Annotated in this window: 17 protein-coding genes and 1 tRNA gene; 11 read left to right on the top strand and 7 right to left on the bottom strand. The window is 41.3% G+C overall.

The window, feature by feature from the left end; translation table 11 throughout:
- The first annotated feature begins 142 nt into the window (after positions 1-142).
- The 6 genes from ACL9RF_RS04350 to ACL9RF_RS04325 all read left to right on the top strand — a co-directional run bounded on the left by ACL9RF_RS04350 (position 143) and on the right by ACL9RF_RS04325 (position 5,704).
- Positions 143-322: a hypothetical protein gene (locus ACL9RF_RS04350; protein ID WP_422799368.1), complete on the top strand. Its 180-nt coding sequence runs from the start codon at positions 143-145 to the stop codon at positions 320-322.
- A gap of 18 nt (positions 323-340) precedes the next feature.
- Positions 341-1,993 carry a hypothetical protein gene (locus ACL9RF_RS04345; RefSeq protein ID WP_422799367.1) on the top strand — a complete coding sequence of 551 codons (1,653 nt, stop codon included), beginning with the start codon at positions 341-343 and terminating at the stop codon, positions 1,991-1,993.
- 856 nt (positions 1,994-2,849) lie between these two features.
- Positions 2,850-3,047, top strand: a complete 198-nt coding sequence (locus ACL9RF_RS04340) for a hypothetical protein (protein WP_422799366.1) — start codon at positions 2,850-2,852, stop codon at positions 3,045-3,047.
- Between the two features lie 18 nt (positions 3,048-3,065).
- Positions 3,066-4,715 (top strand): hypothetical protein, encoded by a 1,650-nt coding sequence (locus ACL9RF_RS04335; RefSeq protein ID WP_422799365.1) that lies wholly within the window; start codon positions 3,066-3,068, stop codon positions 4,713-4,715.
- Between the two features lie 616 nt (positions 4,716-5,331).
- Positions 5,332-5,562, top strand: coding sequence for a hypothetical protein (locus tag ACL9RF_RS04330; protein ID WP_422799364.1), 231 nt, complete (start codon positions 5,332-5,334; stop codon positions 5,560-5,562).
- 1 nt (position 5,563) lies between these two features.
- Positions 5,564-5,704 carry a hypothetical protein gene (locus ACL9RF_RS04325; RefSeq protein WP_422799363.1) on the top strand — a complete coding sequence of 47 codons (141 nt, stop codon included), beginning with the start codon at positions 5,564-5,566 and terminating at the stop codon, positions 5,702-5,704.
- A gap of 250 nt (positions 5,705-5,954) precedes the next feature.
- On the opposite strand, the gene fbaA is transcribed toward ACL9RF_RS04325, so the two are convergent.
- Complete coding sequence (fbaA, locus tag ACL9RF_RS04320; RefSeq protein ID WP_422799362.1) at positions 5,955-7,034, bottom strand: class II fructose-bisphosphate aldolase; 1,080 nt, start codon at positions 7,032-7,034, stop codon at positions 5,955-5,957.
- A 157-nt stretch (positions 7,035-7,191) separates the two neighbouring features.
- Between fbaA and ACL9RF_RS04315 the strand changes: the two genes are divergently transcribed.
- The 3 genes from ACL9RF_RS04315 to ACL9RF_RS04305 are packed head-to-tail and all read left to right on the top strand — an operon-like array spanning position 7,192 to position 10,195.
- Complete coding sequence (locus ACL9RF_RS04315) at positions 7,192-7,542, top strand: Spx/MgsR family RNA polymerase-binding regulatory protein (protein ID WP_422799361.1); 351 nt, start codon at positions 7,192-7,194, stop codon at positions 7,540-7,542.
- Positions 7,542-9,500, top strand: coding sequence for a M1 family metallopeptidase (locus ACL9RF_RS04310; RefSeq protein ID WP_422799360.1), 1,959 nt, complete (start codon positions 7,542-7,544; stop codon positions 9,498-9,500). Before ACL9RF_RS04315 ends, ACL9RF_RS04310 begins: the two co-directional genes overlap by 1 nt.
- Entirely contained in the window at positions 9,482-10,195 is a 714-nt protein-coding gene (locus tag ACL9RF_RS04305) for a hypothetical protein (protein ID WP_422799359.1), read from the top strand. Before ACL9RF_RS04310 ends, ACL9RF_RS04305 begins: the two co-directional genes overlap by 19 nt.
- A 133-nt stretch (positions 10,196-10,328) precedes the next feature.
- On the opposite strand, the gene ACL9RF_RS04300 is transcribed toward ACL9RF_RS04305, so the two are convergent.
- Together ACL9RF_RS04300 and ACL9RF_RS04295 are read right to left on the bottom strand one after the other, a co-directional pair.
- The gene (locus ACL9RF_RS04300; RefSeq protein ID WP_422799358.1) at positions 10,329-10,967 is read right to left on the bottom strand and encodes a carbohydrate-binding family 9-like protein; all 639 of its coding nucleotides are present in this window, start codon (positions 10,965-10,967) and stop codon (positions 10,329-10,331) included.
- Positions 10,968-10,972: 5 nt separating this feature from the next.
- Entirely contained in the window at positions 10,973-12,094 is a 1,122-nt protein-coding gene (locus ACL9RF_RS04295) for a phosphotransferase enzyme family protein (protein WP_422799357.1), read from the bottom strand.
- A gap of 173 nt (positions 12,095-12,267) precedes the next feature.
- Here ACL9RF_RS04295 and ACL9RF_RS04290 point away from each other — a divergent pair, with 173 nt between their 5' ends.
- Positions 12,268-13,593: a hemolysin family protein gene (locus ACL9RF_RS04290; protein ID WP_422799356.1), complete on the top strand. Its 1,326-nt coding sequence runs from the start codon at positions 12,268-12,270 to the stop codon at positions 13,591-13,593.
- Between the two features lie 2 nt (positions 13,594-13,595).
- On the opposite strand, the gene trxA is transcribed toward ACL9RF_RS04290, so the two are convergent.
- Both trxA and ACL9RF_RS04280 read right to left on the bottom strand, forming a co-directional pair.
- Complete coding sequence (gene trxA, locus ACL9RF_RS04285; RefSeq protein WP_422799355.1) at positions 13,596-13,895, bottom strand: thioredoxin; 300 nt, start codon at positions 13,893-13,895, stop codon at positions 13,596-13,598.
- 45 nt (positions 13,896-13,940) lie between these two features.
- Positions 13,941-14,795 carry a glycoside hydrolase family 25 protein gene (locus ACL9RF_RS04280; protein ID WP_422799354.1) on the bottom strand — a complete coding sequence of 285 codons (855 nt, stop codon included), beginning with the start codon at positions 14,793-14,795 and terminating at the stop codon, positions 13,941-13,943.
- Between the two features lie 187 nt (positions 14,796-14,982).
- Between ACL9RF_RS04280 and ACL9RF_RS04275 the strand changes: the two genes are divergently transcribed.
- Positions 14,983-15,067: transfer RNA gene (locus ACL9RF_RS04275), tRNA-Ser, on the top strand.
- A 219-nt stretch (positions 15,068-15,286) separates the two neighbouring features.
- On the opposite strand, the gene ACL9RF_RS04270 is transcribed toward ACL9RF_RS04275, so the two are convergent.
- Positions 15,287-16,612: a DUF4302 domain-containing protein gene (locus tag ACL9RF_RS04270; protein WP_422799353.1), complete on the bottom strand. Its 1,326-nt coding sequence runs from the start codon at positions 16,610-16,612 to the stop codon at positions 15,287-15,289.
- Between the two features lie 4 nt (positions 16,613-16,616).
- A complete protein-coding gene (locus tag ACL9RF_RS04265) occupies positions 16,617-17,987 on the bottom strand; it encodes a substrate import-associated zinc metallohydrolase lipoprotein (RefSeq protein ID WP_422799352.1) in 1,371 nt (456 codons plus the stop codon).
- Positions 17,988-17,990: the final 3 nt, after the last annotated feature.

Here is a 17,990-nt window from a genome sequence, read left to right as displayed (position 1 = left end):
TGTAAAAGACCTGATAAAATACATCATAGAAAAAAAGACCAGTGTATACCAGCAAAATGCTTTAAAAGTGGCTTATAATTTAAGTTTTTAATGAAAAAATAACCCTAAAAGAACTAAAAATATGAATACAAATACCAAAAACATGGAAACAACAAAGGCAAAGGAAAAGACCTACCAAAGCCCTGTTATAGCCATCACACGCATAGGCTTAGAAGGTGGTTTTGCCATAGAATCTGCCCCCTTAAATCCGACATCTGAATTTGAAGAAATTGTAACGGAATGGGAACAAGGGGAAGATGTAAGCACAACGATAGAATGGTAACCTAAAAAAACAATTATTATGAATATTTTGAAACTCAACCTAGGGATACAACAATTCCATAACACAGGCCATCTTATACCAGCAGTTCTGCTGTTGTGCAGCCTGTTAACGTTTTCCTGCGCCAAACAGGAGGACAAAAACTATAATCCCGACGATAATGGAAGGGTTAAGGTGCGCATCAGCAGAGCCAGCTTCGACGACGAAATTAATTTCAAGTCGGGCAGCACTCTCTTTACCGATTACCCTTTGTCAAACCGACAAACCGTATCCGTAGATTTTAATGCAGACTACTACCTGACAGCCACACTAACACCAGAACCGAGCCAACAAGCGGACAAAAATCCGTCCACAAAAGCCGATATTATAATAGATCTCCTAGAAAATGACGTCAAATACAAAATCGTAGTCTTTGACCCTAATGGCGGTTATGTAACCGAAAAAAACTACAGCCATCAAAATGAGGACACCGAAGGAGACCTGCTATTAGATGAATACAAGGAATACACCTTTATCGCCTACTCCATAAACAGCAGCAGCACAGCGCCACCAGACATGACCTTTACCAACCCCAATGTCAAAACATTAGCCACCGCAAGGGTGTCCGTACCCGGAAATGCAGATTTTATGTACTTTAAAAAGAAGCTAACGCTGGTTGCCAATACCACTAACTACTTAGAAGTAGCGTTTAAACACCTATTCAGCGAGATAACCACAAAAATTGATGTCAGCGCAACTGGCTATACCCTGAACGCATTTGAAGCAACCATCAGTCCGCATAAAAACTCCGCAAATATTTCGCTAGCAAGTGCTGCTATAACCAGGCCTGTAGCAAATGTTACAGCACCCGTTTTGTTTACACCAAACCCAACAAACTCGGTAACGACCTTGATAAACTCCCCAGAAAATACCAATACGACACTTACGGTAAGCAAAATTACCGTCGGAGAGATTACCGAGACCAATCTTCCAGCGATTACAAACCTTAAAATTACACCTGGTGTAAGGTACAACCTAACCCTAAAAATCACGCCAAACGATAAATACCTGGTACACCAAGGTATACCCGCAGCACAGATCGGCGGACAAATATGGGCGCTGCATAATGTTGGTGTCGCAATAAATCAAGACCCCAATCAAAGCCCAATCACTTCTCAGCTGCATGGTAACTATTATCAGTTTGGCCGCCTCTCCGCTGTTGCTGGACCAACAAGCATTACCGAAAACTCAAATTGGAACGCCACAGAAGCCCCCTACACGGCATGGAATACCGGAACAGAGCTCGCACCAGTTAAAACGGCCACCGACCCCTGTCCTGCAGGATTTAGGGTACCCACAAGAATGCAAATGGCGCAATTAGTAGCCAATGTTACCCCAACAAACAGAGGAAGTTTTGCTGAAAGTAATACCCATTATAATGCAGCAAAAGTATTAACCAGCAAAAGAAATAAAAACATATGGCTGGTATTACCTGCACAGGGATTAATGAATACGAACACAGCAAATGCGCCAATTGGTATAGACAATCGTGGCAACACTGTAAATTACTATACAAGCTCTGCAAGTTCTGCCGGTGTTTGGCGCTTAATAGGTTCGGAGACGACTTTTGGCTTAACGCTACTAACCGATGGCGATCTACTTCAAGGTCGAACACTGCGATGCATTGCGGAATAACCGCCGACTGTTAACAGCCTTATATTTTTAGCAGGATGCCCGTTTTTGGAATTTATAACCTTGGCTATCTGTAAAAAGAACCACAAAAAACAGTAAACGAAGAAATAAGGTTAAGCTACTTTGATATCAAAATAACAGCAAAACAACAAGGAAAAGAGAAGAAAGCCCTAAAAAGCAATCTTCTCTTTTTTTGTTGAAACAAGTCCAAAGCATTATCCCCTACAACAAACCAATACCCTCCCCCCCAAAAAAAAGCATAGTGCTGCGCACGAAAAAACTATCTTCCATAAAAAGAGCCCAAATATTTTTAGCACAGTAAACCCATTTCCTTGCTGTATTTGAATGCTTCCTGGTTGTACTACACAAATAATCCATTCTCCCAGGCTTAAATCTGTGGCCTTTGCCCTCTTTTTTTAGGGGCTAAGGCCTATAAACTTTTTTTTACTAGCCACATCACTAGAAAAACCGGCAAAATCACCATACAACAACACTTTTACTCGCCTACAGCATTAAAAATTAAAAAACAATAAAACCACAAAGAAAATACATCCGCATTCAGTTTATTTTAATATGTTTTAGGAAACAAATTTCCTAAATACGCAATATTTAGTAACGATTGGACTACATATTTACTGTTAATTACACAAACAGCCATTAAACTACATATACATTTACAGAGAATTACAATTAACTACATAAAATTAACCAAACAAGGCATACTTAACATAAAAACACAAAAATTGGCTTATAAAAACATGTAAAACAGCCTTTTAGACTTAATAAATCAAAAAAATAAAACAACAAAAATTTATTCAAAGAAAACATATAGCATTAATAATTAAAACACTGTAAAAAAATGAAAAATAGCAAAAACATGGAAACAGCAAAGGCAAAGCAAAAGACCTACCAAAGCCCTGTTATAGCCATCACACGCATAGGCTTAGAAGGTGGTTTTGCCATAGAATCTGCCCCCTTAAATCCGACATCTGAATTTGAAGAAATTGTAACGGAATGGGAACAAGGGGAAGATGTAAGCACAACGATAGAATGGTAACCTAAAAAAACAATTATTATGAATATTTTGAAACTCAACCTAGGGATACGACAATTCCATAACACAGGCCATCTTATACCAGCAGTTCTGCTGTTGTGCAGCCTGTTAGCGTTTTCCTGCGCCAAACAGGAGGACAAAAACTATAATCCCGACGATAATGGAAGGGTTAAGGTGCGCATCAGCAGAGCCAGCTTCGACGACGAAATTAATTTCAAGTCGGGCAGCACTCCCTTTACCGATTACCCTTTGTCAAACCGACAAACCGTATCCGTAGATTTTAATGCAGACTACTACCTGACAGCCACACTAACACCAGAACCGAGCCAACAAGCGGACAAAAATCCGTCCACAAAAGCCGATATTATAATAGATCTCCTAGAAAATGACGTCAAATACAAAATCGTAGTCTTTGACCCGAATGGTGGTTATATAACCGAAAAAAACTACAGCCATCAAAATGAAGACACCGAAGGAGACCTGCTATTAGATGAATACAAGGAATACACCTTTATCGCCTACTCCATAAACAGCAGCAGCACAGCGCCACCAGACATGACCTTTACCAACCCCAATGTCAAAACATTAGCCACCGCAAGGGTGTCCGTACCCGGAAATGCAGATTTTATGTACTTTAAAAAGAAGCTAACGCTGGTTGCCAATACCACTAACTACTTAGAAGTAGCGTTTAAACACCTATTCAGCGAGATAACCACAAAAATTGATGTCAGCGCAACTGGCTATACCCCGACCGCATTTGAAGCAACCATCAGTCCGCATAAAAACTTCGCAAATATTTCGCTAGCAAGTGCTGCTATAACCAGGCCTGTAGCAAATGTTACAGCACCCGTCTTGTTTACACCAAACCCAACAAACTCGGTAACTACCTTGATAAACTCCCCAGAAAATACCAATACGACACTTACGGTAAGCAAAATTACCGTCGGAGAGATTACCGAGACCAATCTTCCAGCGATTACAAACCTTAAAATTACACCCGGTGTAAGGTACAACCTAACCCTAAAAATCACGCCAAACGATAAATACCTGGTACACCAAGGTATACCCGCAGCACAGATCGGCGGACAAATATGGGCGCTGCATAATGTTGGTGTCGCAATAAATCAAGACCCCAATCAAAGCCCAATCACTTCCCAGCTGCATGGTAACTATTATCAGTTTGGCCGCCTCCCCGCTGTTGCCGGACCAACAAGCATTACCGAAAACTCAAATTGGACCGCCACAGCTGCCCCCTACACGGCATGGAATACCGGAACAGAGCTCGCACCAGTTAAAACGGCCACCGACCCCTGTCCTGCAGGATTTAGGGTACCCACAAGAATGCAAATGGCGCAATTAGTAGCCAATGTTACCGCAACAAACAAAGGAAGTTTTGCTGAAAGTAACACCCATTATAATGCAGCAAAAGTATTAACCAGCAAAAGAAATAAAAACATATGGCTGGTACTACCTGCACAGGGAATAATGAATACGAATAGCACAGCTCCATCTGGTTTACAGAATCGTGGCACCAATGTAAATTACTATACAAGCTCTGCAAGTTCTGCCGGTATTTGGCGCTTAAGAGCATTGGAAACAACTTTTGGCTTAACGCTACTAACCGATGGTTATCGACAGCAAAGTCGACCACTGCGATGCATTGCGGAATAACCGCCGACTGTTAACAGCCTTATATTTTTAGCAGGATGCCCGTTTTTGGAATTTATAACCTTGGCTATCTATAAAAGACTCACAAAAAACAGTAAAAGAAAGAATAAGGTTAAGCTACTTTGATAACAAAATAACAACATAACAACAAGGAAAAGAGAAGAAAGCCCTAAAAAGCAATCTTCTCTTTTTTTGTTGAAACAAGTCCAAAGCATTATCCCCTACAACAAACCAATACCCTCATACAACAACACTTTTACTCTCCTACAGCATTAAAAATAAAAAACAATAAAACCACAAAGAAAATACATCCGCATTCAGCTCATTTTAATATGTTTTCGGAAATAAATTTCCTCAATACACAATCTTTAGTAACGATTTAACTACATATTTACATTTAATTACACAAACAGCTATTAAACTACATATACATTTACACAAAAATGTAATAAACTATATAAAATATACCAAACAAATTATACTTAACATAAAAAAACAAAAAAATGGCTTATAAAAACACGTAAAAAAGCCTTTTAGGCTTAGGAAATCAAAAATTAAACAATAAAAATTTATTAAATCAAAATATATAGCATTAATAATTAAAACACTGTAAAAAAAAATGAAAAATAGCAAAAACATTGAAACAGAAAAAGCAAAGCAAAAGACCTACCAAAGCCCTGTTATAGCCATCACACGCATAGGCTTAGAAGGCGATATCCTGCTAGATGAACTCAAAACATACACCCTTATCGCCTACTCCAAAAACAGCAGCAGCACAGCGCCACCAAAAATGACCATTGCCAATTCCAATGTCAAAACAATAGCCCGCGCAAGGGTGTCCGTATCCTGAAATGCAGATTTTATATATTTTAAAGAAGCAAACACGAGTTGCCAATACCACAAACTACCTCGATATAGCCATTAAACGCCTATTCAGCGAGGTAACCAAAAAAATTGACCTCAGCGCAACAGGCCATACCCTGAGCGCTTAAGCGCATTGAAGAACCATTTCAACTTAACGCTGCTAACGTCAGGTTCACTGCGATGCCATAGCAGCGTAGCCTAAGCATTAAGCTGTGCACTAATAACCCCGTCAAACCAACCCTTTACAACCGCCATGCAATCGGACATTACAGAAAACGTAAAATCAAATACCTTAAAGAATACGAGAAAACATAAAAAAAGAACAAAAAAATAGCCATCCTGTGGACGGCTATTTTTAAGTTATAATACAAGTAAATATTACAATTTATCATTTGCATTTACCGCATTCAATTCCTCAAAGGCTTGTTTCAAACGCGCAACAAAAGCATCCTCACCTTTACGTAACCAAACACGTGGGTCGTAATATTTTTTGTTTGGAGAATCTTCCCCTTCCGGGTTACCAATTTGCGCCTGCAGGTAATCGTGGTTTTTAGCTTCGTAAGCACGAATACCATCCCAGAATGCCCATTGCATATCCGTATCGATATTCATTTTAATCGCACCATAAGAGATCGCTTCTGCAATTTCTTCCGGTGTAGAACCCGAGCCACCATGGAACACAAAATTAACCGGTTTCTCTGCCGTAAGGTTAAACTTCTCACGGATATATTCTTGCGAGTTATGCAAGATAACAGGCTGTAATTTCACATTTCCAGGTTTGTAAACACCATGCACATTACCAAATGCTGCCGCCACAGTAAATTTATCCGAAACCTCCGACAATTGCTCATATGCATACGCAACCTCCTCCGGCTGTGTATATAATTTTGAGCTATCCACATCCGAATTATCAACACCATCCTCTTCACCACCTGTAACACCCAATTCGATCTCTATCGTCATACCTAGTGGCTTCATGCGCTCCAAATATTTTTTAGAGATTTCGATATTCTCCTCGATAGATTCCTCGGAAAGATCCAACATATGCGAAGAAAACAAAGGTTTACCATGCTGTGCAAAGAACTTTTCGCCTGCATCCAATAAGCCATCAATCCAAGGTAAAAGCTTCTTAGCCGCATGATCGGTATGCAAGATTACGGCAACACCATAATGCTCTGCCAATAAATGTACGTGCTGTGCAGCAGATACCGCACCAAGAATACACGCCTGCAGACCATCATTGTTTAATGATTTTCCGGCATAGAATTGTGCTCCTCCATTAGATAACTGGATAATAACCGGTGAATTTGCAGCTTTCGCTGTTTCCATAACAGCATTGATGGAATTTGTACCAATGATGTTTACGGCAGGTAAAGCAAATTTCTCTGCTTTAGCAATTTCAAATAATTCTTGAACTTGATCCCCTGTCAATACACCTTTATAATCTTTTAGGCTCATGTTATATTATTTTAGTTTATTTTAAATCAGTGCTAAAGTTAAAGCTTTTTTCCAAATACCGAAATATAGTGTCCAAAATACACTAAGTTTTTTTACACTTCGCGCCCCTGCATCACAATAAGTTTTAATATATTTAGGCATTTATAATAGACGAAAGATGGTACAAATTTACGGAATAAAAAACTGCAACACAGTAAAAAAAGCCTTAGATTGGCTGACAGAAAAGCAGATAGCGTACAATTTTCATGATTTTAAGAAAGAACCCGCTACTGCAGCCAAACTCGAGGAATGGGAAAAACAAGTAACCTGGGAGCTTCTGGTCAATAAAAAGGGGACAACTTGGAAAAAATTGCCGGCAGAAGAACAGGCCCTTGTCGTCGATGCTGCATCAGCAAATACCGCTCTACTGAAAAACAATAGTATGATAAAAAGACCCATTATAGAATGGAACGGCAGCATCATCCTGGGATTCGATGAAGCCTTATACACCGATAAACTTCAAAAATAATGCATAGAAAAAGCTGGAAACACCTGCTATATGTTTTAATGGGAAGCATATCCCTGCAAGCCATAGCACAAGAAAAGAGTAACTACAGTTACAGCGAAGCATTTGGGCCCAATTTTTATAAAAACAACGGTACCGTATACCGCAGTGCCACCGGAAAACCAGGCCCCATGTATTGGCAAAATGCAGCGAGTTACGATATTAAGGCAAGATTAAACGATCAGCAAGACCGTATTACAGGGCAGGTTCAGGTTACCTACACCAATAACAGTCCGGAGGACTTGGATTTTATTTGGTTGCAGCTGGATCAGAATTTGTTTAGCAGCACCTCAAGAGGTCAAGCGACCATACCCCTATCCGACAGCCGTTATGGCAGCACGCATACCGCCTTCGAGGGAGGCTATAAACTGAGCAATGTAAAGGTTTCGGATAGCCCTACGGCAGCGACCTACAGCATTACAGATACCCGCATGCGCCTTAATCTGCCAGCAGCGCTTAAAGCCAATGGTGGTAAGGTAACATTTAGCATGGATTTTGAATTTGCAATACCCGAATATGGTGCCGATCGTACTGGAATATTGAACAGCCGCGATGGTAAAATATACGCCATAGCACAATGGTACCCGCGAGTATGTGTTTTTGATGATATCGCCGGTTGGAATACCGACCCCTACACCGGTCCGGGAGAGTTTTACTTAGAGTATGGCGATTATAAGGTAGAAATTACCGCGCCTGCCAATCATATTGTGGTACTGGGTGGCGAGCTGTTAAATCCCGAGGAGGTATGGACCCCTACACAACTGGAGCGGTATAAAAAAGCGCAAAATAGCGACAAAACAATCTTTATACGCACCGAAAATGAAGTAAGTCAATCTACATCGCGCCCCAACAAGAAAGAGCTAACCTGGAAATATGCCTTAAAAAATGCACACGATATTGCCTGGGCATCGTCGACTGCTTTTATGGTCGATGGCGCTAAGATTAACCTTCCCGAAGGAAAAACGGCGCTAGCCCTATCGGCCTACCCGAAGGAAAGCTTCGGCGGAAATGCATGGGAACGATCTACAGAATATACCAAAGCTGCCATTGAACATTACTCCAACAAATGGTTTCCCTATCCCTACCCTGTTGCTGTAAATGTAGCGTCTAATGTTGGTGGAATGGAGTACCCTGCAATTTCTTTCTGTAGTTCCAAAGCAAAAGCATCCGAATTATGGGGGGTAACCGACCATGAGTTTGGTCACAACTGGTTTCCAATGATTGTAGGCAGCAACGAACGCCTGCACGGCTGGATGGACGAAGGTTTTAACACCTTTATTAATTCCATATCAACCGAGGCATTTAACAAAGGAGAATATGCCTTGAAGCGGATGAATAAAAATTTCCTGACCTATGCCATGTTCGACCCAAAATTGGAACCTGTGATTAACAGTCCGCAAAATATGAAGGAGCGTAATATCGGGTTACTGGTTTATTATAAACCAGCCTATGCCTTAAACCTGTTACGCAATGAAATAATTGGGGCAGCGCGTTTTGATGCCGCCTTTCGGAAGTATATTGAAATATGGGCTTATAAACACCCTACACCAGACGACTTCTTCCGGACGATAGAAAACGAAACCGGAGAAAACTTACGCTGGTTCTGGAGAGGATTGTTTCAGCATAACTGGCAGCTGGACCAAGCTATAACCGAGGTAAGATACCCCGAAATGAACCCTGCAAAAGGAGCCATAATAACTGTAGCCAATTTACAGAAGCTCGCTATGCCGGTTGAAATTGAGGCCACAACAGAAAGTGGTAAAGCTATAACCGTTAAACTTCCGGTAGAAATATGGGAGCGCAACGACAGCTGGACTTTTAAACTCAACAGCACAGAAAAATTAAAAGAGGTGAAAGTAGACCCTAGAAACGTATATCCAGACACAAACCCGGAAAATAATATATGGAAACTCAAAAACTAAATAAAAAAAGCCTACTTGCTTCTTTGGCCTTTATTGTACTATGCATTGCCCCTAACACAAAAACTTTGGCGCAAGAAACCATAAAAGGATTTATACTGGATATCAGCAGCAGTGAACCCCTTTGGAACGCAACGATAAAAAATATCCGCACCCAGCAGCAAGCGCAAACGCAGAAAGATGGGGCCTTTACCCTATCGGGAAGGGTGAACGATTATTTTGAAGTCTATGCTACTGGATATATCAAAGACACCATTTTTTATTACGAAAACAGCATTCGTAGAATCTATTTAAACCGCGACGAGCGAATTATGAATATCGACGAAGTACTGGTGAAAAGATTAACCGATAACCGCTTGGCACAAGAAATTGCAAAAGCCCAAAATGCGGGAAAAGTAACCGATGCAAGTCAGGAAAAAGGAGGCTTACGGATATCACCATCGCGGATATTTGGTCGTTCGGCACGCCAGGCGCGCAGCAACCTAACGCTGCTACTGTTAGAACAAAACAACCGTAAAGTAGACCGTATCTTTACGAGCAATCTTATCGCCAGTATTACCGACCTTAGCCCCGATGATATTGCCCTCTTTAGAGAGCTTTACAGGCCCAGTTTAAGTTTCGTGGAAAAAGCAAGTCCGGAAGACCTTAAAGCCTATATTTCGGATTCGTACAGCAAATTTAAGAAGCGTAATAACTAAAATAACTAAAACGACTAATCCGAAAAAGCGCGCCTTTAGGGCAGGTATGGCGCAGCATTTATACAAATAAATACCGTATAGATGCTGCGCCATTTGAAGTTAATAGCGCAGCAAAAAGCTGCTAAAAGTGTCGCTAAGGCTCGAAATACAACGATCCAAAACTTTGGGGCTGATGAAAATTAGGCATTGGAGTTTGTATAGCATTCCAGGAAATATAATGTGGGTTAGGCAGGCCATCGCCACACTTATAGAAATTGGCGTAAACTACCTTACCAACGATTGGTTCGCTGGTCATTATATCGATAGGTATGAGCAGAAAAATTTCCCATTTTTTTTGACCATTTAATTTTACCAGCTGTGTAAAAACATCAACCCGATCAATTTGTTCGGCCGACAACCTCCTACGATCAGTCCGCAGCGCAGGACCATAGCCAATTATGCCCGTCCCTAAGACATTAAACTCAAAGTTAAAGTACGTCTTTTTATCGTCCAGCGAAACGAAAAACTCGACACAGCTGTCTTCAAACACATTTTCGTTTGCCCGGATATGCTGCGCCTTAACAAAGGCCTCTTCCACCTGATACTGAATAATAATACAACTAGCGGTATAAGCCAGCCGAAATTGTACAGCCGGAAAATACGGATACTGATCCGGCCAAGGAACCTGATCCAATACATGCCAAGCACAACCCTGTAATTTCGTGTTCAGTAGCGCGAAGCTCATGTCGCCCGATAAATCCGACAGCTTCGGCACCGCAATATGTTTTATCATAGTGCTTAAAGATACAGGGAATTTGCGTATGTTGAACGTAATATTTCCTGTAACAGCTCCGCGCGCTTTTCCAGCTGCAAAAGCAAGGTAAACTGCGCCCTGGTACGCACCAGATTATGATTCGGGTAATGCACCTTATAATAAACATCACCGTTAAGATAATCGGTTAAAAAACGTACGGTCTGCAAATACGGCAACAGCAGCACCCCCTCCCACAGCGATTCCAGCTCCATCTTCGTTAAAAAGTCACGTGCCTCCAGCAAATAGCCTTCGGTATATGCTTTAAAGAAAGAAACCTCCAACTGCACCTTCGATAAATCGACCTCATCCTCCGCCCCCATGTTAATAATGCTACGGATTGCATCGCCAAAGTCGTAGGCCACATAACCCGGCATTACCGTATCCAAATCCACAACACACTGCACCTGGCCAGTAAGATCGAGCAGCACATTATTAAATTTCGTATCGTTATGAATAACACGCAGCGGCAGCAATCCCGACGAAGCCATATCGTTAATTTTCGACATCGCTTTTTCTCGTTCAAATATAGCAAACAGCAGGTCCTCCACATCCAAAAGCCTATTATCGGCATTAACCGCCATTGCTGCACGCAAGTTAGCCATGCGAAAGGCGATATTATGAAAATTCGGCAGTACCTCCAGCAGTTTATCCGCCTCCAGCGAAGACAGCTGCTTTTGAAAACGCCCAAACGCCTGGCCGGCAGAATAAGCCTGAGCAGCGGAGCCTACCCTATCATAACAAACCGTATCCTCCAACAGAATAAAAATACGCCAAAAATCGCCCGCCGCATCTTGGTGGTAAAGAGTCCCATTTTTACAGGGAATAACCGTCAACGAATACTTGTTAACATCCTCCACCTGCCCCTGCAACTGCCCCTTCAGATGCTGCGTTACCAACAAAATGTTACGCATTAAACCATCGACATCTTGGAATATATGCCCATTAATTTTCTGTAACAAATAAGACGTTGTTGCCGGTTCGTGCATGGTCAGCTTATAGGTATCGTTAATATGCCCCGAGCCAAAAGGCTCGATATCCTTAATCTCCCCACAAATGGAAAAACACTCAATAACGCTTACGATCTTTTCTAATCCTAAAATAGACATTTGCCAAATTTATAAATTATTGTACGATTTATTACGATAGTACAATATCTACAAAACCTTTAATTATAAAAAATAGAATAACATATCAAACGTTTGCACAAAATTTAAGCCAACCCAAAATGGAAAATTATAAAGTGTTTTTGTTATATTAGTAGCAACCTTTTACTATATATATGCTAACAGAAGTCGTCATTATACTCCTATTAATCCTATTAAATGGAGTTTTTTCAGCCTCAGAAATCGCGATTGTTTCCAGCCGGAAAGCCCGCTTAAAGGTTTTAAGTGAAAATAATCCCGGAGCAAAGAAAGCCTTACACCTAAAAGACGAACCCAACCAATTTCTATCTACAATACAGATCGGTATTACACTAATCGGAATATTAACAGGTTTTTTCTCTGGCGGCAGCATTTCAACCTACCTAGCCGAAATATTATCTGCCCTACCCGCCACAGCACCCTACGCGCAACCCTTGGCGGTTACCCTGGTTGTGGTCGTGATTACCTTTATTACCCTGGTTCTTGGCGAGCTGGTACCGAAGCGTATTGGCATGGCCATACCCGAGCGTTATGCCTCTTTAATTGCCATTCCGATGGATTTCTTAAGTATGGTCGTAAAACCCTTTGTGTGGCTACTTTCCAGGTCTACAAATGCTATTGTACGCCTTTTTAACATCCATAACTCCAGCACTGCCGTTACCGAAGAAGAGATTAAAGCCCTGGTCGATGAAGGTGTGGATTCGGGGGTGATTGAGGATTTTGAACACGACATGATGGATCGCCTATTAATTATCGGTGATAAAAGAGCAATTAATATGATGGTGCATCGGAGTGATATTGTGTACCTAAACCTACACAGTACCTTCGAGGAAATAAAAGCCTATATCCTGCGGCATGAGCATACCGAGTATCCCGTATGCGATGGCAGTTTCGATAAAATAAAAGGAATCGTACGCACCAAAGTATTGTTAAATGCAGTTTTAAGAGGGCGTACATTTAACCTAGAAAAACTTATTGAACCCATACCTTTTGTCTATGAAAACAGCAGTATATACACGGTATTAGAGCAACTTAAATCTGCAAAAGTAATGCAAGCCGTCGTGATTGATGAGTACGGCAGTACCCAAGGCCTGATCACAGGTAAGGATATTATCAGTAGCTTAATCGGCCGTGTGGAGACTGACACATATTCGCATAAATCCAAACTTATACGCCAGCGGGAAGATGGCTCCTTTATTTTAGAAGGCAGGTATCAGCTAGACGACTTTTACCTTCGTTTTGGCATACTCCTAACGGAGGAAGAGGAGGACGCGCTGGGGAATATTACGACCCTCGCTGGCCTGGTATTCTTATTATTAGACCATATGCCTATGGAGGGCGAAACGGTAACCTTCTGTGGCTACCGCTTGGAAGTTTTGGACATGGATGGCAATCGAATAGACAAGATTGCGCTAAGCAAAATTGAAGAACCGCAGCATCCTGAGGTAGCTAATGTAGATTAGCGCTATGCCGAGTGCACATCGATAATCGATACCAGCTCCCGCTTAGTTAACACACCACTTTGACGCCACACCTGGTTTCCATTGCTATACAGAATTAAGGTAGGTACCCCCTGCACGGCAAAACTGCGCGATAGCGCTTCGTTTTTGTCAACATCAATTTTTATCACCGTAAGGCGGTCGCCATAATGGTCCTTAACATCCTTAAGAATTGGTGCCAGGGTCTGACAAGGGCCACACCATGTGGCAGAGAAATCAATCAGTACCGTTTTGTTTTTATTTATTATTTCCTTAAAATTTGCCATATACTTTATTACCTAAAAATTTTAATATTCTTAATCCTTGCTTAACTAGCGGAATGGTATACATAGACGCTCGAGAGCCTCGATATCTCCATTATACATATTTAAATCTACCGGCCCCGTTATACCTTTAACGCTACCTTTTTCCGAAAATTGCCAAAAATGCCAATGATCTTTAGGTTTCTCCACCCAAAAATTATAGTTTGCAATCCATAGGGTATATTCCTTAAATTCCTTCTCTAAAAAATCACTGAAATAGCTATCACCAGAGTAGACAATAGGCTTCACCTTATAATGCTTCTCTACCACCTCTAACCAGCGTTTTAACCCCACTTTAAGGCTATCCATTGGCTGACTGCGCGGCTTTTCTTCAATATCCAATACCGGAGGAAGGTCACCGGGATGCAACTTCACGGTTTGGATAAAATTTCTCGCCTGCTTTAACGAGTTTTCATTCGGCCGGAAATAATGGTAAGCACCACGAATTTTATTACGCCCGGCAACGGATTTCCAATTTTCCGCAAACTTGTCGTCTTGCTTCGTGGCCCCCATTGTTGCCCGTACAAATATAAAATCTATAGGAAAACTATCGTTAATGGTCTGCACATCCGGCCAGTTTATTTCCCCTTGGTAGGCACTGATATCAATACCAAAAATTTTTTCCTGATGCCCCGTCATCAGGAATATATTACGCGCATCGTGTTTATTTTTTTCCTTATCGCTATAGGCGCTGTTTGTATTAAATACGGCACCGATATAATACGTAATTCCTGCACGGTAATGGTATAAGGCAAACAAAAGCACAAGGATTAAAGGAATAAGGATACTCCATATAAAATAAGGCCTGCGCTCCTTTGCATCTGCTGTTATTTTTTGTTTGCTGGTTTTACGTTTTTTCACCATATGGCATCGAAAATAGTTTATTATTCCTAGCTAAACAACAACGACACTATTTTTTTTGACTTTGTAAACTCTTCCTGTAGCCTTAATTTGAGGGCTCATAAAAAATAATTAAGCTCATTTTCAAGTGTTAAAGCGGCCTGGGTTATTTTCTTTTTGGAGATACCGTCAGAATTTCTACTTTTGTGGCGGAGAGTTGGCAGAGTGGTCGAATGCGGCAGTCTTGAAAACTGTTGACTGTAACAGGTCCGGGGGTTCGAATCCCTCACTCTCCGCAGCAAAATCCTTCATCTACCGATGGGGGATTTTTTGCGTTTACACGCTAGGGATACGTTTTTTTGGCATATTGTCCACATTAAGCGTCCTTGCCATTCGGCAAGCTGTACCATACGGTAGCAACAGGTTACATACCCATAGACGGTACAATCCTCCAGACTAGGAGCACAAAAAAAGGGGCTGCAAGATACAGCCCCGATAAATCCTAAAATATCACGTTAATTATTAAAACCTGTAAAATAAAAATCAGGATGCTCCACGCTTTTAAATTGAGACATCACATCCCCTGTTGCGGAATTTACATAATAACCTAATTCAAATTGATCTACATGTAAACGCTCTTGAAGTAAAAAGCGTATATCGTTAAAAATGGCACCTTCATTTCCTGTCGGAGCGTTGGCTAAGGTAAACTTGAACCGCCCGTTTTCAATTGTATAGTTGTAATTATAGGTTAAGGTAACCCTATTATTGCCGGATGTACAGTTAAAGGCAACCGATAATTTATTATTGACCACCTGGAACCTGAAATCTATGGTACGTAGGATAATGGGCCCCGGATCTAAACTCCACCTACTGATGCCCGCCTTAGCAGCATTTCTACGCGTCACGAAATCGGCACTCCAGCCGGTGAATGTTTCCACATCCGGCACCTGTATAGTGGTAAACTTTGACCCCAGTGCAACCAGATACGGCACAACAGACGAACTATTAATTTTTACGGCGTATTCCTTTCCATCCAACCCTATACCCACAACAGCATTTTGATCTTTAAAAACAAAGCGTTTCAGGCGTACCTTATTTACTTCAATACCCTGCGGAAGTTCGACACCCTCCAACGTATTAAAGAAACTCGTGGACACATAATCAAAGGTGCCATCCGATGCGGCCAATATAATAGACACCTTTTTGCCGTTAAAATTAAAGGCAAGCTCTGCTTCCAGACCGTTAACATCAATAGACGTTAGCGGATTGGTCTTAAAAAACAATTTATTCCGGTTTATAGCTTGCAAATAGTCGGCGGAGAGGTAAGCCTTTTGTTCATTTTCTTTCGCCTGCACCAACACCAAAGGCTGACTAAACTTCCGGCCGGAAAAAAACAAGGTATCCCCGTGGGTTTTGACGTATTGGTACTCCACATCACTACCTAAGCCCTGCCCTGCCTTACCCCCAAACACGCTGGGGTCAGGATCTTGTAGCATGGTAATATAGGTATAGGAATCGAACGATAATGTTGCCCCCATAATCTGCCGTATACGATACGTAGACTCTTTCCATGTGGTTGCAGTATTATCATTCAAATCTGCCACAAGCTTCAGCCTATCATTCTGCGCAAACTGCATGTAAAAGCCATATCCCGCTTCCGTAAGTTTTGTTGTAGTAAAAGCCTTCCAACCAAAGGGTGCATCCACCAATGATTTTTTAACATAAGCCAAGGTGTCCGCAATACGTTCATTAGGGTCGCCAAGCAGAAGTTCAGGTTTTCTTTCCTTGGTACAGCTAAGGGCTAACAAAGAGAAAATCAAAATATATACTATCTTTTTCATAGCCTTAATATTTTTTATATGAAACATTCCCTAACAGAGATGCAGTCTGATCATTGCTATCTGTTAGCACTAAAAACTTCAAATAATCCGCTGGCAGTGTATGGGCAACATCATCCTTCCAGGTCACATTAAAAGAGGTGCTCCCCAAATAAGTAATTAAAGGTTGCGTGGCAGCCAGCACCCAATCTAGATTCCCATTACCATAGTTTGCATCTGTGCCCTGTGTTTGAGACTTCACAATGCTGTAACTACCACTCGGCAGGCGTGCAAGCGTAAAATCATAATACGCAGCATACGTATTGCTGTCATTACCGAAGGTAATTTGCAAAGTAGCTTTGGTAGCGGAAGCAAATTTAAACTGCACAGTTTTTGTTCGCCAGCCACCAAAACCATTTAAAATTGGCGTAAGTACACTACGTTGTTTGCTAGATACAGTATTAGCCACAGCCCAGGGCTCACGGATATCCCAATTCAACGCATCGAAATAATTATTGTTCCATGCCGTCGTTGCTCGATAGTTCTGGCTATTATACTTTTCTTCCATCACACGTTGGAATTCCATTTGAAGCAAGGTGACATCGATAAAAAAGTGCTGCATCATATAATCACGAACAATAGATTCCTTACGTTTAAATTTTGTATAAGCATCCCTACCTGCCACAAAACCAATATTATTATAATACAATTGCCCTGCAACAATTAAATGCGACAGCACTTCAGCAAAATCTTCACCAACGGATTTCCGGGCATACGGTGTTATAAAACCCAGCGACCGCGCCAGTATAGCCGTGTTCTCCTGTGCCGTCCAATTGGCGTAATAATTTCCTACAGATACCATTTCATAATCCGGAGGAATAACGCGCGTTTGGTTTAGAATATGTGTAAATTCATGGTGCACCACCTGAAGATTCCCTTGAACAACATTAGGATTAGCAACATTAAGGCCATTTAAGCCATACAGGGTAATTCTACGCCCCCCGTCGGCCGTTCCTCCTTTCACAGAGCCATCCGGATCATAATCACCACTACCGAACAACACAAACTGCTTCGGAGTATATTCCTTAATAAAAGGCATACCTCCAATTTTTCCATAGACCTCCAGGAAGCCATTTTTTACAATTTCCATCTGCGGAATAACCTTAGCCTCCTCCACAGGAGCAATATTTTTATTAAGATCGTGCATATTACGCTGGTAGCGATAAACAACCTCAATATTATACGGGTCAGTAAAATTTTTCGTCAGCCATTCATCGATTACACCCGGTGTAAACGTATCGTAATTTTCAATTTTAACATTTAGTTTATCCTCTTTATGGCAGGAGAACAGCAAGGCAACCAGGCTGCTTCCAAGAAGTAATTTATATATAGTTTTCATACG

The organism is Sphingobacterium sp. Mn56C, assembly GCF_049319645.1.
Classification (GTDB): domain Bacteria; phylum Bacteroidota; class Bacteroidia; order Sphingobacteriales; family Sphingobacteriaceae; genus Sphingobacterium.
Note: the sequence above shows the minus strand (reverse complement) of the source record. Positions and strands in the feature narration are given on the sequence as shown.